The sequence below is a fragment of the Faecalibacterium sp. Marseille-Q4164 genome (assembly GCF_017377545.1).
Classification (GTDB): Bacteria; Bacillota; Clostridia; order Oscillospirales; family Ruminococcaceae; genus Faecalibacterium; species Faecalibacterium duncaniae.
In genome coordinates, this window is record NZ_JAFREJ010000005.1 from 28,211 (window position 1) to 52,178 (window position 23,968).

Genomic DNA, 23,968 nt, shown 5'->3' on the forward strand with positions numbered 1-23,968 from the left:
TCACGCGTTCCACGGTTCCACCCGAATTGCGTGCCCTTGAGAACACGCCACTCGCTGTGCTGTAACGGGCGCACCCGGCAGAGGTTCTCCTCTGCGCTCTGCGGTGGTAGAAGCCCGATGCACGGCAGGCTGCTTGCAGCACCCGGTATCCGGGGCAGCCCTCTCTGCGTCATGGGGAACGAGCTTCGGTTTGTCCGCATCATCGCTTTGGTCAGGATGAAACTACGCTGATTGTAGCACGATGGCGGCAAAAAATCAAGCTCTCCACGGCGAAAATCTGCGAAAAATCATTCTTCTTTTTTCTTCAGCTTGATCTGCCACTTGTGGGAGGCGTACTCCGGCCGCAGCTTGTTGGTGACAAAGGTCTGGCTGATGTAGAGGCCGTGGTGGCCCGAGAGCATGTAGCACACGCCGCAGCCCAGCGCAATAAGCTCCAGCCCCTGCCCGCCAAACAGCTCGAATCCCAGCAGGATGGAGGGGATCAGGGCGTTTGTGGCTCCGCAGAACACGCAGACCAGACCGATGGCACCGGCAAACCCGGCGGGCAGGCCCAGCCATGGCCCGGCGATGCAGCCAAAGGTCGCCCCGATGTAGAAACTTGGGACCACCTCGCCGCCTTTGAAGCCCACCGCCAGCGTCAGCGCGGTCAGGAAGATCTTGCACAGAAAATCCCAGGGCAGCGCGGCTCCCTGCTCCACGGCATCGGCAATGACGGCCATTCCGGCCCCGTTGTACCGCCCGACACCGAACAGATACGAGAACGCTACCACGGCTGCACCGCCCGCAAAAGCCCGCAGCCAGGGGTTGGGCATCCGCCTGGGCAGCTGGTGTTCCAGGGTGTGAAGCGTCCAGCAGAACAGCCGGGTCACGGCGGCACAGGCAATGCCCAGCAGGGCGGTCTGAAGCGCGGTTTCCAGCGTCAGGTGCGGGATGGAATTGAGCACAAAATTGGTCGGGGCGATCCCGAAGAACAGGGATACGCCGTAAGCAATGAGGGCCGACGTGAACGCGGGCATAAAGGCCGAGGTGAACGTCAGCCCCACGTCCTCCACCATCATGGCGAAGAGGGCGGCGGTCAGCGGGGTGCCGAACAGGGCGGAGAAGAACGCGGCCATGCCGCTGATGGTGGCAGTGCGGCGGACGTAGTCGCTCAGATGCAGCAGTTTGCCCACGTTCCAGCCGATGCTGCCGCCCATCTGCAAAGCGGCACCCTCGCGGCCGGCAGAACCGCCGCACAGGTGGGTGAGCACCGTGCCCAGAAAGATGGCGGGCACCAGCAGCGGGCTGACCGGCTCGCCGCTCTGCACGGCGCGGATGACATTGTTGGTGCCCACGCCTTCGCACTTTGTGACCTTGTAGAGTGCCACGATGGCAAGGCCCGCCAGCGGCAGGCAGAGCAGCAGCCAGCTCTGCGCGGCCCGCAGCTCGGTGACGTACTCCACGCTCAGGTGGAACGCTGTGCCGACTACGCCGCAGACCAGACCCGTGGGCACGGCCAGCAGCAGCCATTGCAGGACCACCCACAGGGCGGCTTTGGCCTCGCGGTTAAAATCATTCAAGTTGCTCATAGAAACTCCTGATACAAAAAAACTGAAAATTTTACACCCCAAAATAACACGCCCGCACAGGGATGTCAACCCGGAACCATTGCAGGGGGGCTCACATCGTGATGACAACGACAAACCCCTGCTTCCTTGTGCGGAGGAAGCAGGGGTTCTGCCGAATGGATTTCAGAAAAAGGAAAAGGAGAACAAGGAGAACAAATATCGTCACGCTTTCAAAGCGGGACAGCGGTTGAAATTGTGCGGAGCGTTACTCCACATCCTGCAGGGCGGCGAAGTCCTCTTCGCCGGTGCGGATCTTGACCACGCGGGTCACGTTGTAGACAAAGATCTTGCCATCGCCGATGTGGCCGGTGTACAGGGCCTTCTTGGCGGCATCCACCACAGCGTCCACGCTGATCTTGGAAACGATGACCTCGACCTTGATCTTGGGCAGCAAGGTGCTGTCCACAGGCACGCCGCGGTATTTCTCGGTGGTGCCCTTCTGGATGCCGCAGCCCATCACCTGGGTCACGGTCATGCCGGTCACGCCCAGATCGTTCAGCGCGGTCTTGAGCTGATCGAACTTGGAGAGCTTTGCAATGATGGACACTTTGTGCATACCGGTGTCGTAGATGCCATCGTGGATGACGGCAGGCTCCTTGACCACAGGCACGGCAGCGTTCATCTGCACGGCGCTTGCCTTGGAGGCATCATCCTCGCCCAGATCGGTGTTCTCGTTGGGCACCATGGCAGCGGCGTTGGCATCGGAGATGGAGAAACCGGCGTAAGCGGAAGCCAGGCCGTGCTCGTGGATATCCAGGCCGTCGATCTCCACCTCGGCGGGGACGCGCAGGCCGATGGTTTTGTCGATGATCTTGAAGATGATGAACATCACGACCACAACGTACACATCAACGGTGATAAGGCCCAGCAGCTGGGTGCCCAGCTGTGCAAAGCCGCCGCCGTAGAACAGGCCCTTGCCCACGCCGTCGCCGCCGTTGGAGAACAGGCCCACGGCAATGGTGCCCCACACGCCGTTTGCAAAGTGAACGGAGACAGCGCCCACGGGGTCATCGATCTTTGCGATCTTATCAAAGAATTCAACGCTCAGGACCACAAGGATGCCGGCCACGAAGCCGATGATAAAGGCACCGAAGGGAGAGACCGCGTCGCAGCCTGCGGTGATGGCGACCAGACCGGCCAGAGAGCCGTTCAGGGTCATGGAGACATCGGGCTTGCCGTAGCGCAGCCAGGTGAAGATCATGGTCACGCAGGTGGCAACGGCAGCGGCCAGGTTGGTGTTGAAGCAGACAAGACCCGTCAGGGTCATGGCCTCGTCGGTGGCAAGGCTCAGGGAAGAGCCGCCGTTGAAGCCGAACCAGCAGAACCACAGGATGAACACGCCCAGCGCACCGGCGGTCAGGTTGTGGCCGGGAATGGCGTGGGGGTTGCCGTCCTTATCGTACTTGCCGATGCGGGGGCCGAGCATTGCGGCACCCAGCAGGGCAATCACGCCGCCCACATTGTGAACGGCTGCGGAACCGGCAAAATCATGGAAGCCCATGCTCTGCAGCCAGCCGCCGCCCCACATCCAGTGGCCGCAGATGGGGTAGACCACCAGCGAAATGGCAGCGGAATAAACGCAGTAAGCCTTGAAGTTGGTGCGCTCGGCCATGGAGCCGGACACGATGGTGGCTGCCGTGGCACAGAACACGGTCTGGAACACGATGTACACCCACAGCGGGATATCAAGCCCCAGGTGGCTGTAATCGCCCTGAATGAACGGATCGAACCCGCCGATCAACGCGCTTGTGCCGCCGAACATCAGGCCGAAGCCGATGACCCAGTAGCACGGTGTGCCGATGCAGAAGTCCATCATGTTTTTCATCAGGATGTTGCCGGTGTTTTTGGCGCGGGTAAAGCCCGCCTCACACAGCGCAAAACCGGCCTGCATAAAGTAGACCAGGAATGCCGCAACCAGCACCCAACAGGTGTTTATGGAACTGAACATTATAATACCTCCCCGGTTTGTAATGCGCTCCCCGCACCGAATGTGCGCGGGAGCCTTGTTCAGGAGGCCCTCTATTCCTCCCGAGCAATATCCAGCGAAAACACAAAAGGCGCTGGCGGAATCACTTCCGTCAGCGCCTTTGCTTTCGATGGCACGAGTATAGCCCCTTTGTGCAAAACTGTCAAGAGCCGGGGCACGATTTTTACGTTTTACACAACCCAGAACCGAGAAAAAAGAGGGAAACTTTATAAGTCATTCTTTTTCTCAGCCTCACCGGCGGGCGTTTCTTCCTTTTTGCGGCCGGAGCGGTGCCCGCCCTCCATCTCCCAGTGGAGCATCAGGCTCATCATGGCCCGCAGGGCAAAGGTGGCCGCCAGCGGCACCACCGATTCCAGATTCTGCAACAGGAAGGTCTTGGCGATCTCCGCCGACATCAGGAACTCCAGCGCCGTGGTCAGGCCGCTGGACATCTCGTGGAGGAAATCGTGCTGGCCATGGAAAAAGGTGACCCGCACATAGTGGTAGGTGGCCTTGACAAGGCTGGTGACGATGATGAACAGGCCGATGATCTCAGCCAACCCGGAGATCAGCGGCACCGCCGTCTCCAGAAACCCCTCCATGCCGTGGGTGACGATCTGATTGAAATGGTATAACCATGCCATATTAGACTTCCTCGTGTTTCGTATCATAAACCGCCCTTTTCAGGGTGAGCAGGATGTGTTTGGATAGGATTAGTGTATCCGGTTTCCGGGGAAAAGTCAATTGAAGAAAAATTAAGCCAAAAAAGCCGTAACACAATCGAAACTGCGTTACGGCTTTTTACTTATAGGATGTACTTAGAAGAAGCGCTTTTTGGTCTTTTTTGCAGTGGCGGCAGCGTTTGCCGCAGCAGATGCACGAGCCTGAGAATTTACGCTTCCGGTAAAGTCATTGAAACCGTTCATAACTGTATTGGCCGTATCGAGAACACTCTCTGCTGTCGGATCGAGGCTCTTTTTATAGAAATCCTCCGCAACGATCCAGCCAAGGGTCTCGGTCAATGCAACAGAAGTGCCAGCACTGATGACACCGCCCACAACGGTTCCGACACCGGGAATGCCTTTGATAATGCCAGAAAATACAGCACGCCCGGTCTGGCTTGCCATTGTACCACCCAAAATGGATTTGGCTGCCGTTTCGGAAAGAGAAATATCGAAGATATGCCCCAAGCCGATAATCATGGTAATCTGAGCGGCAGTAATGGGAATGGTGTCAGCCATAGGAATCGGGATAATACCTGCAGCGGCGGCAGCTGTTGTGGCAGTGTGAATGACAGCGGCGCACTTGCTCTTCAGGTCATCCGGCATTGTAACTTTGGTTTTAGCCATTTTTTCCTCCTTTGAAGGTTGCGCCGCAGTTTGTGCAGCACTTCCTTCCACCCTGATTTTGTACAGTCAGTTTTCCGCAGTTGGGGCAACGTTCGCCGCGGCCCTTGCTTTGGATCGGAACGACCATTTTGTACCCACATTTGGTGCACTCACGGTTTTCACCAACTGTTTTGAAAAATGTGAATTGTTTGCAGTTCGGGCAGAGCTTTCCGGCCATTGGCTTCACCTCCATGAAGCAGCAAAAGAGTGTCGAAACTCGATGAATTTTGTCTATAACCATTATATATATATATATATATCGTCAATTGTTGAAATCGACAAAATTTCAATTGAGAAATGTAAAAAATGACAAAAAACACCCGGAAAGCCTTCTCAAAAAAGAAAAGGCTCTTCGGGTGCAAAGCGCTTGAAAATATATCCTGCTGCTTCCGCTTACAGCAGGGTCTTGATGTAGGTGGCCAGCTGCTCGTCCTTGCAGGAGGCGAAGAACAGCTTGCTGAACTTCTCGCCTGCAATGGCTCCCTTGAGCAGGTCCTGGTCGATGCTCTGCAGGCACTCGATCAGGGGCTTGAAGGTGGCGGCGCGCACATCATCCAGAATGGCCTTGTTCCGCATCTCGGGCACAACGCGCTCCTTGGGGTAGCCCTGACCGTGGCCAAAGCCGAACAGCTTCTCGAAGCAGTACTCGAGGTTCAGCTCGCCGCCCCAGCCAAAGCCCTTAGCAAAGGGCATGGAAACGGCGTTGCCGTCGTTGACGTGGGCAAAGGTGTAAGCGTCCACGGGGTCCTCCACATGGCCGCAGATCACGCCGGGGAAGCTGTTCAGGGCCAGCATGGCACCCTCGCCGGTGCCGCAGCCGGTGATGACGTAGTCGGCCGCGCCGCTGTTCAGCAGGATGGCGGCCAGAATGCCGCACTGAACATAAGTCAGCTGGGCGGCATCCTCTGCGGTGTACATGCCGTAGTTGACCACCTCGTGGCCCATGGGCTCCACCACCTTTTTCAGGGCGGCTTCAATGATGCCGTTTTTGGCGGCCTGGCTGTTTTCGTTGATGAGTGCAATTTTCATGGGACATTCCTCCCGTTTTTTCGGATACCTCTAAGATACATGAGCGGCGGTGCGCTGTCAAGCGGCCATCAGCCCAGCTTTTTCTTCTGCTGGTGGGCCAGGATGGGCATGAGCAGGGGCGTGGGAACGAGCTTCTGGGCCGTGGTGGCAAGGCGCATCAGGGGGCTGGGCACGATGATGGTCTTGCGGCGGAGCATCCCGCGCATGGCTTCCTCCACGCAGAGCTCCGGGGTGATGCCCTTGAGGGCGAACACCACGTCGGCGCGGTCGTTGAACTCGGTGTCCACGGGGCCGGGGCAGAGGGCACAGACATAGACCGGGCTGTGCTGCTCCCGCAGCTCCTCAGCCACGCCGCGGGTCAGGCTGACAACGTATGCCTTGGAGGCGTAGTAGCCCGCCATATAGGGCCCGCCCGGCAGCAGGCCCGCCGAGGATGCCACGTTCAGGATGGTGCCGAAGCCCTGGGCTTCCATCTTGCGCAGGGTGAACTTGAACAGCCGGTGCATGGCCAGCACGTTCACCCGCAGCATGGAAAGCTCCTTGCCCGCGTCCGTCTCGGAAAAGGCACCGCAGGCACCAAAGCCCGCGTTGTTGATGAACAGGTCGATGCGTTCGTCTGCCAGTGCTTCGCACAGGGCGGTGACCTGCGCATCCTGCGCAAGGTCGGCGGGTACGATGCGGCAGAGGGTGCCGTGTTTCGTCCGGAGCTCAGCGGCAAGGGTCTCCAGCCGGTCGCGGCGGCGGGCGGTCAGAATGAGCCGGAAGCCCAGCCGGGCATAGCGGCGGGCAAACTCCCGCCCGATGCCGGAGGACGCGCCGGTGATCCAGACAGTTTTGGTTGACATAAGCATTCTCCTTTTCTGCGGAAACTCCATTGCCTCTATTCTATCACGGCAGCGGGTGAGAATCCATGCAAAAATTCAAGGAAAAGCTGTCCCTTGTTGCCCGGGAAATTTTGGAGTATAATAGATTCAAAGAACAGCGCACTGACGCAGGAGGAAAGAAAAATGAACAAACCGGTATTGGTGGTCATGGCTGCCGGCATGGGCAGCCGTTACGGCGGCATGAAGCAGATCGACCCGGTGGGCCCCAAGGGTCAGCCCATTGTGGAGTACTCCCTGTATGATGCCCACCGCGCAGGCTTTGAGACCGTGATCTTTGTCATCAAGCACGAGATCGAGGATGCCTTCAAAGCCGCCATCGGTGACCGCGTCTCTCAGGGCATGAACGTGAAATACGCTTTCCAGCAGCTGGATGAGCTGCCCGCAGGCTTCACCATCCCCGAGGGCCGTGTCAAGCCCTGGGGCACCTGCCACGCCGTGCTGGCCGCAAAAGACCTCATTGATGGCCCCTTCGCCGTCATCAACGCGGACGACTACTACGGCCCCGAGGCCTTCAAGGTCATCTATGAGTATCTGTCCACCCATCAGGACGGCGCAGTTTACGATTACTGCATGGTGAGCTACCTGCTCAAAAATACCGTCTCCGAGAACGGCACCGTCTCCCGCGGTGTCTGCGTGGTGAACCCGGACGGCACCCTGCACAGCGTGACCGAGCGCACCGGCATCGAGACCTATGAGGGCGGCATCCGCTGCACCTCCCTCACCGGTGAGGGCACGGATGACCTGCCGGTGGAAGCGCCTGTCAGCATGAACCTGTGGGGCTTCGGCAAGAGCTTCCTGGACGAGGCCGACCGCCGCTTTGCAGGCTGGCTGCGTGAGAATCTGCCCAAGAACCCCCTCAAATGCGAGTATTTCCTGCCCACCGTGGCCAGCGAGCTCATCGATGAGGGCAAGGCAGCAGTCACCGTGCTCAAGAGCACCGATAAGTGGTACGGTGTGACCTACCGCGAGGATAAGCCCACCGTGGTGGCCGCCATCGCCCAGAAGACCCAGGAGGGCCTGTACCCCGAGGATCTGTGGGCGTGAGCAAAACAAAATCTGCTTGACTTTTTGAGCGATACAGCATATAATAAAGCTGTAAAAGAGATTGGTTGCAGTTCATAAAACTCACCAAGTAGCAACAAGAAGCCCCCGCGGTAGTGCGAATACCGAGGGGGCTTCCTGCTTGCTAAGGATTAGTGCTTACCGGCCTTGAACTGGTCGTCAAGCCACTTGCAGATGTAATAGCTGACTACACCCGCTGCGACGGACAGTGTAAAAGAGATTATAAAGTTCATAAAACTCACCCCCTTCCTCTTATAGATCGAGGTCGGAAGGCCGACAAGTACAGTATAACAGAAAATTCGACTCATTACAACGTAGAAGCACTGATATCCCAAGGGGCTGTGGGTATACGAAAAACGCTTGACTTTTGGCATTCCAACGCATATAATAGGAATGCGAAAGAGAATAAGGTGATATCCATAGGATCACCAAAGCAACAAGAAGCCCCCTTGACATTGCGACTGTCAAAGGGGCTTCCTGCTTGCTAAGGGTTAGTGCTTACCGGCCTTGAACTGTTCCTCAAGCCACTTGCAGATGTAGTAGCTGACCACACCCGCTGCGACGGACAGGATGAAAGAGAATAAAATATCCATAGGAATCACCCCCTTCCTCTTATAGATCGAGGTCGGAAGGCCGACAGGTACAGTATAACAGAAAATTCGACACATTACAACGCAGAAGCGCCCCATCCGGTGAGGGATGAGGCGCTTCTACGTATATTTGGGAATATTCGGGGATGGCGTTAGTTGTTCTTGAGCTCCTGTGCCTTCTGCCATGCATTCAGCACATCAAGCTTGCTTACTGGATTGGCCGGGAAGAATTTCATCTCTTCCGGAGCCGTGCCCTCATCGTTCAGGTCAGGGATAAGCTCGTTTTCCATGGCCCAGCGGGCGGCGTGCTGCAGGTCCATATCCTGCTCTTCCTGCCCGACATCGGGGTAGAGCAGTTCGGATTCGGGCATGGGTTTGCCTGCATCCTCCCACAGCATCATGGCAAGGGCGCTGCGGTTGCTGGGGAAGTAGGGCAGAGCCATCAGCTTGCCTGCAAATTCAGCGCCCAGAGAATAGGCCTGATAGCCCAGCACTGCGGTACCCACAGCGGCAGTACCAATGATCGCGGCAGTGCCCAGCACATTGGGCCCATCATCTTCAATGGTGGCATCCTTGGGCATGGCTTCAATGGTCACGCCCTCTTTGGGCATCACAAAGGTAAAGGTCTTGCCGGGGTTGACGATTTCCTCGCCGTTTTCGTCCAGCAGTTTTGCTTTGGACTGGATATCCCAGTGGTCAAAGCTCAGGCCGCTGTCCTTCCACAGCTGGTTGTTTTCGTCGAAGGTCACGGTAACAAGAGCACCCTCGTAAACATTGCCCTTGTCGCTGGCGGCGTTGTCATCGTAGGTAAAGGTGCCGACTTTCACAGTCAATTCATGGTCGGGGATGGCTTCCCACTTGGCGTACAGGGTGGTATCGCCGGAAACGGTATCGTTTTCAACATCAAATGCTTTGGTCAGTTCTTTGTCGGTGTACCAGCCGCCAAACGTATACCCGGCGGCGGTGGGTTCTGCAACTTTTGCAAGCTTGTCGCCAGTGTAAATAGTCTGAGCTACGGGTGCGGTGCCGTGGCCGTTCATTTCAAAAGTGACGGTGCAAAGATATTTCAGCACAGTAGGATTTTTGAAATTTCCATTATCCGTTTGTTCAAAGTTCGAACTGTTAATTAAATTATCCCATTGGTCAGCAGTACCTTTATAAACGACATTTTCTAAGGAAGAACATTTCAAAAATGCCTTTTGAACAACTTTTTTCACACTATTTGGAACAGTAACTGTTTTTAATTTTGAACATTCAGCAAACATTGCTCGCTCAATACTTTCAACGCCATCAGGAATGACAAATTCATCAAGGCTACTGCATTGATAAAATGCATGATGGTCAATATTAGTTACGCTTGAAGGAAGGGTGAGGCTCTGTAAACTAGAATTGCAATGGAATGCGTTCCCACCAATACTTTTTAGTCTTGAGCCTTCTTGAAAAGTGAATTTTTTAATACACCAATCATCATAGAATGCGTTTTCGCCAATAGTTTCTACCTCACGGGGAAGTTCAAATTCTCTAATTGCACAGCAATTTGCGAATGCGTCATGGTCAATCAATTTCAACTGACTTTCACTATCAAAAATAACATTAACAAGACCGGAGTTAGTGTGCAAGTCACCACACTGGCGAAATGCGTATGCCCCAATTCTTGTTATAGTTTTTGGTATTTTTATACTAACAAAATTTGGCTTTCCAACATAATCTTTATAGGGAGTGCTGTCTACCAGTCGGCAATCAAATGCACGGTCACCGATTTCTGTAACGGTATATGTTGTACCATTATTTACAACTGTTTCAGGAATTACTCTCTCCGTCTGTACTTCCACAGGCCCCACAACGGAGACAGTGGAACTGCTCAGTTTCTTATATCGCAAACCTTGATAATCAAATTCATCTTCTCCACGAGCGGGAATATCTGCCGCAAATGCCGTGACTGCCGACAGGGGCAGCATGGTGATCATCATGCAGACCGCAACCAATAAGCTGATCAAACGCTTAGGTCTCATAATTCTTTACTCCTTTTCAATGATTTTCCCAAAACTCTCTTTATTTCAGCCAAAACAAAAGAGCGCCGCACCGGCCAAACGGCTGGTACGACGCTCTGAACCCTTGTAGGCCCGCTGTGCGCTCGCTCTCCTGAAGGGAAGCCGACGCATCTTCACAAGGAGGTGCAAGGTTTCGTATTACCTTACCCGGAGAGAATAACGTGCAGCTGGCTGCCATGTTACAGGCCCTGTAGCTTTGCGTCGCAGCCTTTCGACTGGTTTGCCGATTCTTCAGTTTTAGCGGAAATGGCATTTTGCACAGAACAAGATACGCTTTTCTTTTTTTTTTGTCAATATGACGAAAGAAAGTTTGGAGAAGTATACAAAAGAAGTGTACAATGTGAAAAACATAAAGAAAACAAAATCGTGCAGCAGAACAAGATCTGCCTGACTTTATGGAGAATGCAGTGCAAGAAAAATGCCCCTGACCGAAAGAAGCCGGTCAGGGGCATTTGGGGTTGCTGCAGCGGGCAGGGTCAGTGCCTGCGCTCGTACTTCAGGCGCTCCCGCAGCTCGTCCAGAGAGCGGTGCTTTTCGCCGTGGCGCAGCTTGGGGTAAGCGCGGAGCATACGGCCCTTGCCAAAGTACTTGGAGCTCCGGGTGCGGGCGCGCATCTCCTCGCTGCGGGCCTGCAGCTCTTCGGCCAGCTGTTCCAGACGGAGCAGCTCTGCCGTGCGCTCTGCGGTGCCCTTGGCAGCCAGCTTGACGGCAGTGGCGGCCTCAGAGGCATTGAGCCGGGCCTCCTGGGAGGACTTGCGGGCAGCCTCCATGGCCTCGTCGGCCTTGGCGCGCAGGGCGGCAGCGGCATCCCGGGGGCTCAGTTTGGCGGCATTGTCCCGGGCCTCGGCAGCCGCCAGCTTGAGCTGCAGGCGGCTCTCGTCCATCTTCTGGTCCACATCCATGGCGGTGGTGCCCAGCAGCTCGGTCATGGCATCGGACACGGCGTGCATACTGTCGGCCACCTTTTCCAGGGCATCCAGCTCACGGGCCAGGTCAGAGGCCGCAAAGGCGGTCACCACCACGTCGGCGGCGTAGCAGGCGTACAGGATGCACATGAGGACAAAGCCCACCATCTGGGGGACCATCGCCACAAAGCCCGCGATCACGGGGTGAACGGCCTTCATCACCACAACGGTGCCCACGCCCCACAAAAGGGAGAACTCCAGGCAGATATATCCGCCGATGTTGAAGGGGAAGTCGCTGTAATCCCACCACCGGGTGTGGTAGAGCTTGTAGAGCGCCCAGCCGCCCACCAGCTCCAGCACGCTGGGCAGGATCACGCCGCCGATATAGAGCAGCAGCAGGTTGTCTGCCAGCGGCGAAAGGGTGAACAGCACGATGATCATGCCAAAGCCGTAGATGGGGCAGACCGGGCCGTTCAGAAAGCCGCGGTTCACCAGCTGGCCGGTGGAAACGGCGGCATAGATGACCTCCAAACACCAGCCCAGGCAGGAGTAGATCAGGAAAAACGCCAGGATCTGATACAGCGAAAAGCCGCAGACCATGGTGTTGACAAAAAAGGACATCTTACTCCTCCTTTGCGGCGGCAGCGGCTTCCTCCGCAGCCTTCCTCTTTTTCAGGACCTTGGGCTCGATCCAGGTCACGGCGGCATCGCCGGGCAGCTTTTTGGCGATCAGGGCCTTGATCTTGATGCCCATCTCGGTGAACATCCCCTCGTGCTCGGTGCGGATGTTCCACTCCGGCTCGTTTTCGTGCAGGTCAAAGGTCTTCCAGGTGATCTCGTAGCCGGAAGCGGGGAAGTACTCCAGGCTGTCGCGGAACAGGTCGTCGTCATCGGTCTTGAAGTAGATCTCGCCGCCGTCCTTCAGGAATTCGCGGTACTGGATGAGCTGGCGGGGATAGGTGAGCCGGTGCTTGTTGGAGGAAGCGTTCTTGCTCCACGGGTTGCAGAAGTTGATATAGATGCGGCTGACGGTATCCTGGGCGGTGAGCACGCCTTTGATGCGCTCGATGTCGGTGCTCATGATCTTCACGTTATCGATGGGGCGGCCTGCCTCGGTGTAAGCGGCCTCGATCTTGCGCTTGGCAAGGATCAGCACCTTGTCGGTGATGTCGATGCCCAGATAGTTGTTTTCCGGGTGGGCGCAGGCCAGCTGGGAGAGGAAGCCGCCCTTGCCGCAGCCCAGTTCCAGCACAAAGGGCTGCTCCGGGCGGGCATACTGTGCGTGCCACTTGCCGCCCCAGATCAGGGGCTCGTGGACGTGGAAATCGGCGGCCATCAGCTCATCGTGGGCGTAGGGTTTGAAACGCATTCTCATAGTTTGTAATTCTCCTTGATGTTGTGTGACTCCTTCAGCCGCCTTCGGCGGCAGCTCCCTCAGCGAGGGAGCCACCGGCGAAGAGGGAAAGCTTTCCGTACAGCCAAAGCCTCCCTCATTGAGGGAGGTGGCATCGCGCAGCGATGACGGAAGGAGTTATTTCGTCTTTCTCAAAAATTCTTCCACTTGTTCCGGTGCAGCGGCGCAGCTTCCCTGACAGATGCCGGGTTTGCCGCCGCCGCGGCCATTGAGGGCGGCGTTCAGGGTTTTGGTCAGGGCACGGACATCGCCGCCCGCCTGGGCAAGGCAGTAGCCGGTGCCCTTTTCGTTGGGGGTCAGGGCCGCGCACAGGCCGGTGGTGGCTTCGGTCAGGCGGACAGCCAGCCGGTGCAGGCCGTCCGGGTCCAGCCCCGGCACGATGCGGATGGCATCCGCACCGGGTGTTACCTGCGCGGCCAGCGCGTCAAAGAGCTGGCTGCACAGCCCGAAGTGGGTGAATTTCAGGGCGGTGTACTCGTCATACACCCGGTGCACGGCGTTGGCCGTCTCGCTGGCCTTGGCGCTGAGCAGGGCACCGATCTCTGCCTGCCGTGCCCGCATGGCCTGCGCGGCTTCCAGCGCGCGCCCGCCGCAGACGACGCTCAGGCGCACGCCGCCCTTATAGTTTTCGGCGGCCAGGATCTTGATCTGGCCCACCGCGCCGGTAAAGGCGGTGTGGGTGCCGCAGCAGGCACAGACATCCGCCCCGGGGATGGTCACGATCCGCACCTGCCCCTCGATCTCCTTTTTGGAGCGGTAGGTCAGGGCGGCCAGCTCCTCCCGGGTGGGGTAGGTGATGTTCACCGGCACATTCTCCCAGATGATGCGGTTGGCGGCAGTCTCGGCTGCTTTCAGCCCCTCGGCGGAGATGGGGATGTTCGTGTCCATCCGCACGGCATCGGAGCCGATGTGGAAGCCCACGTTCTCGGCCCCGAACATGCTGTGCAGGATGCCGGAGAGGATGTGCTCGCCGGTGTGCTGCTGCATCTTGTCAAAACGCCATGCCCAGTCGATGGCCTGTGCGGCTTCGGCCCCGGGCACCGCCCCGGCGGGCAGGGAAGTGACCATGTGCCAGATGACACCCGCCTGCTCGTGGACATCGGTGACGGTCAGCACCGTGCCGTCGGCAAGGGTCAGGGTGCCCCGGTCGGCAGGCTGGCCGCCGCCCTCGGGGTAAAACACCGTGCCGTCCAGCGCGATGCGCCCGCCGCCGGTCCGGCTGTCCGGCTCTGCGGCTAGAATATGCCCCACCGCCTCCCGGCGGTAGGCATCGTGTTCATAGTATTTTTCGGTTGGCTGCATAAGCACCTCCTAATATAAAAACAAGTATACCACGTTTTTTGCCTGTGGAAAATAGTCTGCGGTTATGTTATGATAGAAAACAGACAAGCCCCAGCAAAAAAGTTTGAGACGAGGAAGGATTTACAATGCGTGAAAGTGGTATTCTGATGCCGGTGTCCAGCCTGCCCGGCCCCTACGGGATCGGCTGCTTTGGCAAAAAGGCAGAAAAATTTGTGGATTTCCTTGCGGCGGCAGGCCAGAAGATCTGGCAGATCCTGCCCCTGAGCCCCACGGGCTATGGGGACAGCCCCTACCAGAGCTGCTCTGCCTTTGCGGGCAACCCTTATTTCATTGATCTGGATGCTCTGAAAGCCGAGGGGCTGCTGACAGCCGCCCAGCTCAAGGCCGAGCCTTGGGGCAAGGACCCGCTGAACGTGGATTACGGCACCCTGTACACCAGCCGCTACAAGATCCTGCGTGCCGCCTATGCCGCCTGGCGCAGGCAGTGTGCAGGCCAGCACGGCTGTGCCCATTACTATCCGGATGCGTACTATGCCTTCACGCTGGAAAACGAGGGCTGGCTGGAGGATTATGCCCTCTACATGGCCCTCAAGACCGCCAACGGCATGAAGAGCTGGACCCAGTGGCCCCGGGAGTACCGCAAGCGGGAGCCGCAGGCGCTGGAAGCTTTTAAGGCAGAGAACGAGGAAGAGATCGGCTTCTGGAAGTTTCTGCAGTACGAGTTCAGCATCCAGTGGAAGAAGCTGAAAGCCTACGCCAACGCCAACAACGTGCAGATCCTGGGCGATATCCCCATCTATGTCTCGGCAGATTCCGTGGATGCCTGGATGGGCGGCCCGCTGTTTGAGCTGGATGCAGACGGCGGCTTTGCCCGGGTGGCAGGCTGCCCGCCGGATTACTTCTCGGCAGACGGCCAGCTCTGGGGCAACCCGCTGTACAACTGGCCCTACCATAAGCAGACCGGCTATGCCTGGTGGATCCAGCGTGTCCGCCATGCGCTGGGCATCTATGACCTGCTCCGCATCGACCACTTCCGCGGTTTTGATACCTACTGGGCCATCCCGGCAGACAGCACTACCGCCAAGACCGGCAAGTGGGAGACCGGCCCCCGGATGGAGCTGTTCAACGCGCTGGAAGGTGCGCTGGGCAAGCTGCCCATCATCGCCGAGGATCTGGGTGAGCTCTTCCCCAGTGTGCGGGAGCTGCTGGCAGACAGCACTTTCCCGGGCATGAAGGTGCTGCAGTTCGCGTTCGGCGGCGGGGACAGCGAGTACCTGCCCCACAACCACGTCAAGAACAGCGTGGTCTACCCCGGTACACACGACAACACGACGCTGACCGCCTGGTGGGACGAGAGCGCATCGGCCAAGGAGAAGGCTGTGGCCGCCGCCTACCTGCATCTGACCGGCTGTCAGCCCACCGCAAAGGAGGTGGCCGCTGTCAAAACAGAGGCGGCCCGCACCGCGCTGCTCCGGGCTGCGCTGGGCTCTGTGGCCGACCGTGCCATCATCCCCATGGCCGACTGGCTGGGCCTGGGCGAGGAAGCCCACCTGAACAGCCCCGGCAAGCTGGGAGGAAACTGGAGCTGGCGCGCCGCCGATGGGTTCGACACTGCCGCGCTGGCAAAGCGCATTCTGGCGGAGTGCGCCGTGTACTGCCGTACATAACCGGGCCGGAAACCCGGAGTGTGTTTAGCAGTTTGACGAAAATGTAAAAAATTACGTTAAAGTTTGTGCGTTTTGCTGGAAACGCCTGGCACAAGATGGTATAATTCCGGTAATGGGGCTGCGCTTTCAGCGGCCGTGTGGCAAAGCTGTGCCGGGAGGGAGAGAGTCCGGCACCGGATAATGGGGAAAAACGCATGAAAAAAGAATGGACGGAACAGGATCTGCGCACCTTTGCAGAAAACGCACAGACCGCCTTTGAGGACGTGACCCTGACGGAAGCCGATGAGGAGGCCGCGGACACCTGGCAGGACGATGGCCTGCAGGTGGATTATGTCCTGCGCAATGGGCAGGTGGACTGCGTGCTGCGCCGCCTGATCGAGGCGGACGGCAAGCTCTGGCAGCTGCAGATGACGGCTCCGCTGGCGGGCAGCGACCTGCCGGAGGATCGGATGACCGCGCGGGAGCGGGAGCTCTGCCGGGACGATATGAATCACGATTTCCTGACCGGCGTGTTTAACCGCCGCTATTTTGAAACGGAGTTCTGCACCCGGCTGGATGAGTGGACGGATGCTCACCGCTGTGCTTCGCTGGCGCTGGTGGCGCTGGACGATGAGGACGGGATGCGCACCCGGCAGGGCGATGCCGTGATGAACCAGCTGGTCTGTTTTGTGGCCAACCAGTGGAAAAAGTATTACGACCGCCCTGCAGAGCGGGTGGTCTGCCGCCTGACGGACACGCTGTTCGCCATCGGCTGCGCGGATAAGAACTGCGCAGAGCTGGCCGAGGAGCTGAACGGCATTTATGCCGAGATGCCCCGCGCGTGCGTGGCATCGATGGGCCTGATGCGCCGGGTGCCCTTTACCCAGTCCATCGGCTGCGCCTGCACCGGCGAGGTGCGGGGCAAAAACTGGGACGCACTGTATCAGCTGTGTGAGCAGCGCCTGAAGGCGGCCCAGACCGCCGGCGGCGACCAGATCTGCAGCAAATAAACCGAATGCATAAAATCCCCCTTTGCGGTACAAGCTAGTGCCACAAAGGGGGATTTTTGTATGGAAAATCAGAAAAATGATAACCTGAATCTGCTGGAAGCGGTGGTGCAGAACACGGAGATGGGCAAGAACACGCTGGAACAGATTGTGCCCATGACCGAGGACCCTGCCTTCCGGGCCGAGCTTCTGCGGGAGCGGAACCTCTACCGGGAACTGAATCAGGAGGCCCACACCGCCATCGAGGCCTGCGGCGGCACGGCTCAGGGTCAGAGCATCATGGCAAAGCTCAACACCAAAATGGGCATCGGCATGAAAACGCTCACCGACAGATCCACCCGCAATCTGGCCGAAATGCTCAGCGAGGGAAGCAGTCAGGGCGTGATGGACTGCATCAAGAGCCAGAAAGATTATCCTGATGCGGCCCCCGGCTCCAAGCGCCTGATGCAGAAGCTGCAGGATCTGGAGGAAGAGAACCGGCTGAAACTGGAGCAGTTTCTGTAAAGGCTGCTCCGGCTGCTCAGAGTGCTTCCACCATGGCCGCCACGATCCGGGTGGCGGTAGCCACGTACTCGGCGATGCTGAATTTCTTCACCACCAGCACCTCGTGGCCGTCCTCGTCGGCGTTGTCGCTCATGGCACGCAGGATGACGCAGGGCACATCGTTCTTGGCGGCGATCTGGCTCACAGCAGCACCCTCCATCTCAACGCAGTCGGGGGCGCACTTGGCCTCAATGGCGGCCTTGGTCTCGCTGTCACCCACGAACAGGTCGCCGGTGGCGATCTTGCCGGTCAGGGCCTTGACCCCGGCCTCGGCGCAGGCTTTTTCAGCGGCGGCGATGAGGGCCGGGTCACCGGCGTACTCCTTCAGGTAGGGCGGGTTCTGGCAGATCATGTCCAGCTGGGCATCGTGGTAGAGCACCGTCTTGCCAATGACCACATCACCAATGCCGATCTTGCTGGTCATGTTGCCTGCAATGCCGGAGAAGATGATCTTCTCGGCACCATATCGGGTGATGAGCACCTGAGTGGTGGCGGCGGCATTGGCCTTGCCCATGCCTGCACAGCAGACCACCACCTGCTTGCCTGCCAGCGTGCCCCTGTGGTACTCCACGCCGCCGTAGGGCTCCACGGTGACGTTTTCCAGTTTTGCACACAGCTGATCGACTTCATCGGGCATTGCGCCCATAATTCCGATAATCATATAGATGTCCTTTCTCCTGGGCAAAAGTGTCTCCCGCGCGCCGCGTGGGAGACACTTTTATCATACATCAGACGTTGAACAGGAACTCGATCACGTCGCCGTCCTTCACGACGTACTCCTTGCCCTCGGTGCGCTGCAGGCCCTTGGCCTTGACAGCGGCATAATCGAAGTTGTTGGCTTCCAGGTCGCCATAGCCGATGACGCTGGCGCGGATGAAGCCGCGCTCGAAATCGCTGTGGATCTTACCGGCGGCCTGAGGTGCCTTGGTGCCCTTGCGGATGGTCCAGGCGCGGCACTCCTTTTTGCCGTCGGTCAGGAAGGAGATGAGGCCCAGCAGGTCGTAGCTGGCAGTGATCAGGTTGTCCAGGCCGCTGGCCTCGATGCCCATCTCGGCCAGGAAAGCCTTCTTCTCCTCGGGGGAGTAGTCGGCAATGTCCTCTTCGGTCTTGGCGCAGATGGGAATGTAGCGGGCCCCCTCCTCGGCGGCGCGGGCGGCCACCAGCGGGACATAGCGGTTGTTCTCAATGCCCTCCATCAGATCATCCTCGCCCACGTTGCAGGCGTAGAGCACGGGCTTGGAGCTCAGCAGGCCCATCTCGTGCAGCACGGCCTGCTGCTCGGCATCCCCCTCGTCAAAGTCAAAGCTGCGGGCGGGCTTGCCTGCGCTCAGGTGGTCGGCCAGCTTCTGCAGCCAGGCGGCTTCAGCGGCAGCGCCCTTGTTGTTGCCGCTCTTGGCAGCCTTGGCCATCCGGCCTGCGCGGTTCTGAACGACCTCGAGGTCAGAGAGGATCAGCTCGTAGTCAATGGCATCGATGTCAGCGATGGGGTCCACGGCCTCGGCCTTGGTCACGTCCTCCACCACATGGATGATGTTGTCGTCATCAAAGCAGCGCACCACGTGCACGATGGCATCACACTCGCGGATGTGGCCAAGGAACTTGTTGCCCAGGCCTGCACCCTGGCTGGCACCCTTGACCAGACCGGCGATGTCTACAAACTCAACGATGGCAGGTGTTTTTTTGTTGGTCTGCCAGATCTCGGCCAGCTTGTCCAGCCGCTTGTCCGGCACGGCCACGATGCCGCTGTTGGGCTCAATGGTGCAGAAGGGGTAGTTGGCGGCTTCCGCGTTCTTGGTGGAAGTGATGGCGTTGAACAGAGTGGACTTGCCGACGTTCGGCAGACCGACGATACCTAACTTCATATAAAATACGCTCCTTACACGTTTTTTGGCATAACGATACAACTATCATTATACGCGATGAAAACCCGGAGCGCAAGGGGATGGGCGCAAAACAACAGATTTACACGGCGGGAGTTCTATATTATACTGTTCTTAAAATACGAACCGATTTCCGGAAGGAAAGGCAGGAGGATGTTATGGAACGCAACGACCCGCGCTATCAGGCTTATGTGGAGATCCTGAAGGAGGAGCTGATCCCGGCGATGGGCTGCACCGAGCCCATCGCACTGGCCTATGCGGCGGCAAAAGCCCGCGAGGTGCTGGGGGTGCTGCCGGACAGCGTGCAGCTGCAGGTGAGCGGCAGCATCATCAAGAACGTGAAAAGCGTCATCGTGCCCAACACCGGGCACCTGAAGGGCATGGAGGCGGCGGTGGCGGCAGGCATCATCGCCGGTTCCGCCGAGAAGGAGCTGGAGGTCATCTCGGAGGTCAGCGAGGAAAAGAAGTCTGCCATCCGGGACTATCTGCAGACGGTGCCCATCACCATCGAGCACACCGAGCAGGGGCATGTGTTTGACATCGTCGTCACCGAGCGCTGCGGGCAGGACTACGCCCGGGTGCGCATCGCGGACTACCACACCAACATCTGCCGCATCGAGAAGAACGGCACGGTGCTGTACGAGGTGCCCCTGCTGGACGAGACTGTGCAGGAGAATGCCCGCGCCGACCGCAGCCTGCTGAACATGCAGGACATCTGGGACTTTGCCGAGACCGCCGACCTGCGGGACGTGGCAGACCTGCTGGAACGGCAGATCCGCTACAACAACGCCATTGCAGAAGAGGGCCTGCTGGGCGACTACGGTGCCAACATCGGGCGGGTGCTGCTGACCACTTACGGCAACGATGTTTCCAACCGCGCAAAAGCCAAGGCCGCCGCCGGCTCCGATGCCCGCATGAACGGCTGTGAACTGCCGGTCATCATCAACTCCGGCAGCGGCAATCAGGGCATCACCTGCTCGGTGCCCCTCATCGAGTACGCCAAGGAGCTGCACAGCGGCAAGGAAAAGCTCTACCGCGCCCTCATCATCTCCAATCTGGTGGCCATCCACGAAAAGACCGGCATCGGCACCCTGTCTGCCTACTGCGGCGCGGTCAGCGCGGGTGCGGGTGCAGGCGCAGGTATCGTGTACCTGTGCGGCGACGGCTATCAGGCTGCCATCCACACGGTGGTCAACGCCCTTGCCATCGTGTCCGGCATCGTGTGCGACGGAGCCAAGGCTTCCTGCGCTGCAAAGATCGCATCTTCGGTGGATGCGGCGCTGCTGGGCTACAACATGTACAAGTGCAATCAGGAGTTCAAGGGCGGCGACGGCATCGTGATGAAGGACATCGAGACCACCATCAAGGGCATCGGACGTCTGGGCAAGGACGGGATGCGGCAGACCAATGAGGAGATCATCCGGCTGATGATGAGCTGAGCGGCGGAGCCTGCGTCCCAAAAATCATACAAAACCTTCTTTATTTTGTCATAACTCTTCCGTATAATAAGAAGTGGAATACTTTGTCACAAGGCCCGAAAGGGCCGGAACATACAGAATTGGGGAGGAAACCACTATGGCCAACGAAAAGATCCTCGTCGTGGACGACGATACCAACATCTGCGAGCTGCTGCGGCTTTATCTGACCAAGGAGGGCTATCAGGTCACCACTGCGAACGACGGCGAAGAAGGTCTGGACAAGTTCAATCAGGTCAAGCCCGATATGGTGCTGCTGGATGTGATGATGCCCAAGATGGATGGCCTGGAGGTCTGCCGCCGCATCCGCAAGCTGGGCAACACCCCCGTGATGATGCTGACCGCCAAGGGCGAGACTTTTGACAAGGTGCTGGGCCTGGAGCTGGGCGCGGACGATTACATGGTCAAACCCTTTGACACCAAGGAAGTCGTGGCCCGCATCAAGGCGGTGCTGCGCCGCTGCACCACCACCACCGCCCAGACCGAGAGCACTGAGGGTGTGATCGAGTTCGACAACCTGCGGCTGGACATGAACAGCTACGAGCTGCGGGTCAAGGGCAAGGTGGTGGAGGCTCCCCCAAAGGAGCTGGAGCTGCTGAACTGCCTGGCCTCCCACCCCAACCGCGTTTACACCCGCGACCAGCTGCTGGACGAGGTGTGGGGTTTTGAGTACTACGGCGACAGCCGCACCATCGATGTCCATGTCAAGCGCCTGCGCGAAAAGCTGGCGGGCGCTTCCGACAAGTGGGAGCTCAAGACCGTCTGGGGCGTGGGCTATAAGTTCGAGGTGCGTCAGTAATGCGCAAAAGTATTTCGGTCACCTTCTTTTCGATGGTGGCCACCCTGCTGGTGCTGGGCACAGCGGTGCTGGGCTGCTCCGAATGGCTGCTGTTCAGCCGCTATTTTGCCCAGGAGCGGTACGACACGCTGGACAGCGTGGCGGATGTGACCCAGCGCGCGGCGGATTATATCGTGCAGCAGGCGGCTCTGCCCAAGGGGGCCGAGCTGGATGCCCTGAACACCAAGCTGGAGATCATCGGCGAGAGTGCCGAGGCCTACCTGTTTTTCACCGATGAAGAGGGCAGGATCCTCATTGCCTCCAACCCCGAGATGGTGGGAACAGATATTGTGGGGCCGGAGCTTATGAAAAAAGTTGCCGGGGATCAGCCCTACCACACCCTGAGCACGCTGGACGGTGTGCTGACCGAGAAGAGCTATGTCTCGGTGCGGCACATGCAGGATGCACGGGGCAACAACAGCGGCTATCTCTTCCTCTGCTCCTCCGGTGCGCGGCTGACCGACTTCAAGGAGGAGTTCTGGTCGAACTTCTTCTTCTCGGCCTGTGTCATGCTGCTCTGCGCCAGCGTGCTGACCTCCTTCCTGATGCGGAAGCTGACCGACCCGCTCCAGAAAATCACCGATGCCGCCCAGCGGTTTGGCGGCGGGGACTTCTCTGTCCGTGTTGAGGGCGTGGAAGGTGAGGGCGAAGTGGTGGATCTGGCCCACACCTTCAACCAGATGGCGGAGAACATCCAGTCCAACGACAATTCCCGCGGCCAGTTCATGGGCAACATCGCCCACGAGCTGCGCACCCCCATGACCACCATCAAGGGCTTTGTGGACGGCATTCTGGACGGTACCATCCCGCCCGATATGCAGAACCACTACCTGCAGCTGGTCAGCGAGGAGACCGGCCGCCTGGCCCGGCTCATCCAGAACATGCTCGATCTCTCCAAGCTGGAAAGCGGCGAGTATCAGGTGAACGCCCGGATGTTCAACATCTGGGAGACGCTCACCGGTGTGGCCCTTTCGGCGGAGCAGCGCATCAACGACGGCATGATCGATCTGGAAGGCCTGACCATGGATGAAAAGGTGCTGGTCTACGCGGACCCCGACCTCATCCATCAGGTGGCTTATAACATTCTGGACAATGCCATCAAGTTTACCCCGGCGGGCGGCACCATCAAGTTCCATGTGGAGAAGCTGGGCCCCGAGGTGGAGATCTCGATCTGGAATTCCGGTCAGGGCATCAGCCCCGAGGCGCTGCCCTATGTGTTCCAGCGCTTCTACAAAGAGGACAGGTCCCGCGGCCTGCACGCCCGGGGGGCTGGTCTTGGCCTGAATATCTGCAAGGTGCTGGTCAACCTTTCCGGAGGCCAGATCCGTGTGGAGAGCCAGCAGGGCGAGTGGTGTCAGTTCGTGTTCACCCTGCCCGCCACGCCCCCCAACCCCAGCGGCATGAAGCGCCTGCCGGACGAATCCGGTCAGCCCGTGCCGGTGGAGGACCCCGCCAGCATGAAGCCTGTCAACTGAATCCGCGGCCAGACTGTCCCCCTGAAACGGGCGGGGCGGTCTGGTCGTTTTTGGTTTTGAAATGGATTTTGGATGGATCCGGGGGCAGGTTTGAGACTTTTCCGTGAAAAACACGGCTCCGGGTTTGATTTTTTGCGTGTTTTCATGTAAACTAAGAGTAACCATGCCCGCCCTGCATTCCGGCCCCAAAACAGGTGCTCTGGCAGAACGGATGGTGTAATCTTTCTGAAAAATAACGGAGAGTATAAAACACAATGACGATCATTAGTCCTTCGATCCTTTCGGCTGATTTCAATCAGCTTGGCGCAGACTGCCGCATGGTGCTGGATGCCGGTGCGCAGATGCTGCATTATGACGTGATGGACGGCCACTTTGTGCCCAACATCAGCTTTGGCGTGCCGGTGCTGAAAAGCCTGCACAAGGGGATGCCCGCAGCATTCTACGATGTCCACCTGATGATCAGCCACCCGCTGCAGTATGCAGAGCCTTTCATCAAGGCGGGTGCCAGCCTGTACAACTTCCACCTCGAGTGCGAGGACGACATCCAGCAGACCATCGATGCGGTCAAGGCACTGGGCTGCAAGGTGGGCCTGACCATCAAGCCCGGTACTGCGCCGGAGGCGCTGGCCCCGTATCTTGACCAGCTGGATCTGGTGCTGGTGATGAGCGTGGAGCCCGGCTTCGGCGGGCAGAAGTTCATGCCCTCGGCGCTGGAAAAGCTGCGCTGGCTCAAGGAAGAGCGGGCAAAGCGGAGCGCCCGCTACCTGCTGGAAGTGGATGGCGGTGTGGACGACACCACCGCCCCCCTGTGTGTGGAGGCGGGTGCCGATATTCTGGTGGCGGGCAGTGCCGTGTTCGGCGCAGCCGACCCGGCTGCGGCGGTGCGCCGTCTGGCCGCCCTGTGAG

Annotated in this window: 20 protein-coding genes and 1 riboswitch; of the genes, 8 read left to right on the plus strand and 12 right to left on the minus strand. The window is 58.5% G+C overall.

The genetic code is table 11. The features are described from left to right. Window positions 1–287: 287 nt before the first annotated feature. From J3352_RS07135 to J3352_RS07160, 6 genes are all read right to left on the minus strand, one after another. The gene (locus J3352_RS07135) at window positions 288–1,568 is read right to left on the minus strand and encodes a chloride channel protein (RefSeq protein ID WP_097773162.1); all 1,281 of its coding nucleotides are present in this window, start codon (window positions 1,566–1,568) and stop codon (window positions 288–290) included. A gap of 244 nt (window positions 1,569–1,812) precedes the next feature. After that, entirely contained in the window at window positions 1,813–3,555 is a 1,743-nt protein-coding gene (locus J3352_RS07140) for an ammonium transporter (RefSeq protein WP_097773163.1), read from the minus strand. 245 nt (window positions 3,556–3,800) lie between these two features. Next, window positions 3,801–4,217, minus strand: coding sequence for a DUF1622 domain-containing protein (locus J3352_RS07145; RefSeq protein ID WP_035394646.1), 417 nt, complete (start codon window positions 4,215–4,217; stop codon window positions 3,801–3,803). 174 nt (window positions 4,218–4,391) lie between these two features. Then, complete coding sequence (locus J3352_RS07150; protein ID WP_005934722.1) at window positions 4,392–4,922, minus strand: DUF697 domain-containing protein; 531 nt, start codon at window positions 4,920–4,922, stop codon at window positions 4,392–4,394. Window positions 4,923–5,354: 432 nt separating this feature from the next. Further along, window positions 5,355–5,990 (minus strand): RpiB/LacA/LacB family sugar-phosphate isomerase, encoded by a 636-nt coding sequence (locus J3352_RS07155; protein ID WP_005934719.1) that lies wholly within the window; start codon window positions 5,988–5,990, stop codon window positions 5,355–5,357. A 68-nt stretch (window positions 5,991–6,058) separates the two neighbouring features. Further along, window positions 6,059–6,835: an SDR family oxidoreductase gene (locus J3352_RS07160; RefSeq protein WP_242699909.1), complete on the minus strand. Its 777-nt coding sequence runs from the start codon at window positions 6,833–6,835 to the stop codon at window positions 6,059–6,061. A gap of 162 nt (window positions 6,836–6,997) precedes the next feature. Here J3352_RS07160 and J3352_RS07165 point away from each other — a divergent pair, with 162 nt between their 5' ends. Further along, window positions 6,998–7,918 (plus strand): sugar phosphate nucleotidyltransferase, encoded by a 921-nt coding sequence (locus J3352_RS07165; RefSeq protein WP_156066725.1) that lies wholly within the window; start codon window positions 6,998–7,000, stop codon window positions 7,916–7,918. A gap of 760 nt (window positions 7,919–8,678) precedes the next feature. Here the strand turns inward: J3352_RS07165 and J3352_RS14390 are convergent. From J3352_RS14390 to J3352_RS07185, 4 genes are all read right to left on the minus strand, one after another. After that, window positions 8,679–10,538 (minus strand): leucine-rich repeat protein, encoded by a 1,860-nt coding sequence (locus tag J3352_RS14390; protein ID WP_156066723.1) that lies wholly within the window; start codon window positions 10,536–10,538, stop codon window positions 8,679–8,681. A gap of 198 nt (window positions 10,539–10,736) precedes the next feature. Next, window positions 10,737–10,812: riboswitch (cyclic di-GMP riboswitch) on the minus strand. A 241-nt stretch (window positions 10,813–11,053) separates the two neighbouring features. Next, complete coding sequence (locus J3352_RS07175) at window positions 11,054–12,103, minus strand: putative ABC transporter permease (protein ID WP_156066721.1); 1,050 nt, start codon at window positions 12,101–12,103, stop codon at window positions 11,054–11,056. Window position 12,104: 1 nt separating this feature from the next. Continuing rightward, window positions 12,105–12,857: a tRNA (guanosine(46)-N7)-methyltransferase TrmB gene (trmB, locus tag J3352_RS07180; RefSeq protein WP_156062267.1), complete on the minus strand. Its 753-nt coding sequence runs from the start codon at window positions 12,855–12,857 to the stop codon at window positions 12,105–12,107. A 156-nt stretch (window positions 12,858–13,013) separates the two neighbouring features. Further along, window positions 13,014–14,198, minus strand: coding sequence for an alanyl-tRNA editing protein (locus tag J3352_RS07185; protein ID WP_156066719.1), 1,185 nt, complete (start codon window positions 14,196–14,198; stop codon window positions 13,014–13,016). 125 nt (window positions 14,199–14,323) lie between these two features. Between J3352_RS07185 and malQ the strand changes: the two genes are divergently transcribed. The 3 genes from malQ to J3352_RS07200 all read left to right on the plus strand — a co-directional run bounded on the left by malQ (window position 14,324) and on the right by J3352_RS07200 (window position 17,355). Next, window positions 14,324–15,865 carry a 4-alpha-glucanotransferase gene (malQ, locus tag J3352_RS07190; protein ID WP_156066717.1) on the plus strand — a complete coding sequence of 514 codons (1,542 nt, stop codon included), beginning with the start codon at window positions 14,324–14,326 and terminating at the stop codon, window positions 15,863–15,865. Between the two features lie 194 nt (window positions 15,866–16,059). Further along, entirely contained in the window at window positions 16,060–16,854 is a 795-nt protein-coding gene (locus tag J3352_RS07195) for a diguanylate cyclase domain-containing protein (RefSeq protein WP_156066715.1), read from the plus strand. A gap of 60 nt (window positions 16,855–16,914) precedes the next feature. Next, a complete protein-coding gene (locus J3352_RS07200; RefSeq protein WP_005934706.1) occupies window positions 16,915–17,355 on the plus strand; it encodes a hypothetical protein in 441 nt (146 codons plus the stop codon). A gap of 16 nt (window positions 17,356–17,371) precedes the next feature. On the opposite strand, the gene J3352_RS07205 is transcribed toward J3352_RS07200, so the two are convergent. Together J3352_RS07205 and ychF are read right to left on the minus strand one after the other, a co-directional pair. Next, window positions 17,372–18,055, minus strand: a complete 684-nt coding sequence (locus J3352_RS07205) for a 5'-methylthioadenosine/adenosylhomocysteine nucleosidase (RefSeq protein WP_098924142.1) — start codon at window positions 18,053–18,055, stop codon at window positions 17,372–17,374. 67 nt (window positions 18,056–18,122) lie between these two features. After that, complete coding sequence (gene ychF, locus J3352_RS07210; protein WP_097771383.1) at window positions 18,123–19,256, minus strand: redox-regulated ATPase YchF; 1,134 nt, start codon at window positions 19,254–19,256, stop codon at window positions 18,123–18,125. Between the two features lie 176 nt (window positions 19,257–19,432). Between ychF and J3352_RS07215 the strand changes: the two genes are divergently transcribed. The 4 genes from J3352_RS07215 to rpe all read left to right on the plus strand — a co-directional run bounded on the left by J3352_RS07215 (window position 19,433) and on the right by rpe (window position 23,967). Then, window positions 19,433–20,713, plus strand: coding sequence for a serine dehydratase subunit alpha family protein (locus J3352_RS07215; protein ID WP_156058744.1), 1,281 nt, complete (start codon window positions 19,433–19,435; stop codon window positions 20,711–20,713). Between the two features lie 136 nt (window positions 20,714–20,849). Next, window positions 20,850–21,548 carry a response regulator transcription factor gene (locus J3352_RS07220; RefSeq protein WP_005934701.1) on the plus strand — a complete coding sequence of 233 codons (699 nt, stop codon included), beginning with the start codon at window positions 20,850–20,852 and terminating at the stop codon, window positions 21,546–21,548. Beyond that, window positions 21,548–23,062 (plus strand): HAMP domain-containing sensor histidine kinase, encoded by a 1,515-nt coding sequence (locus J3352_RS07225; protein WP_097773171.1) that lies wholly within the window; start codon window positions 21,548–21,550, stop codon window positions 23,060–23,062. The genes J3352_RS07220 and J3352_RS07225 overlap by 1 nt, the downstream gene beginning before the upstream one ends. Before the next feature lie 254 nt (window positions 23,063–23,316). Further along, window positions 23,317–23,967: a ribulose-phosphate 3-epimerase gene (gene rpe / locus J3352_RS07230; protein ID WP_005934699.1), complete on the plus strand. Its 651-nt coding sequence runs from the start codon at window positions 23,317–23,319 to the stop codon at window positions 23,965–23,967. The last annotated feature ends 1 nt before the right edge of the window (window position 23,968 follow it).